The sequence below is a fragment of the Deinococcus rhizophilus genome, assembly GCF_030271215.1.
GTDB lineage: Bacteria > Deinococcota > Deinococci > Deinococcales > Deinococcaceae > Deinococcus > Deinococcus rhizophilus.
Genome location: NZ_JASNGB010000418.1, coordinates 1 through 401, shown reverse-complemented (window position 1 = coordinate 401; position 401 = coordinate 1). Strand labels below are relative to the sequence as shown.

The 401-nt window shown below is 79.3% G+C and carries 1 pseudogene; it reads left to right on the top strand.

From position 1 onward, the window contains the following. Nucleotides 1-401: pseudogene (locus tag QOL99_RS17650) on the top strand (hypothetical protein); the annotation flags it as partial.

The following is a 401-nucleotide window of genomic DNA, read 5'->3' as shown; positions in this document are numbered from 1 at the left end:
TGCCGAGGCCCGCCGCCTGCTCGCTCGCCCCGGCCCGCGCCGCCCGGAGGCCGCCTACCGCACCCGCCGCACCGACTACCGGGTCGCGCTGGCGTACCTGACGCGCGGGGTGGGACTGCCCTACCTCCAGCCCTTCGCCGGGCCAGCTGCCGACCACCCCGACCTCGCCCACGCCCGCGCCCTGCTCGACCGCCTGCTGGCCGTGCCCGCCGCCCCCGGCGACCGCGAGGAGGTGCTGCGCTTCGACCAGTGGCTCAGCCGCGCTCTGGCCGATCCCGACCCCCGGCAGGCGCTGGAGTTCACCGGGCGGGCGCTGGACCTGACCGACCACCCCTACGCGGGGGCGCAGGCGCACTCCAGCCATGCCGAGGCGCTGCTGCGGGCGGGCCGGGCGGAGGAGG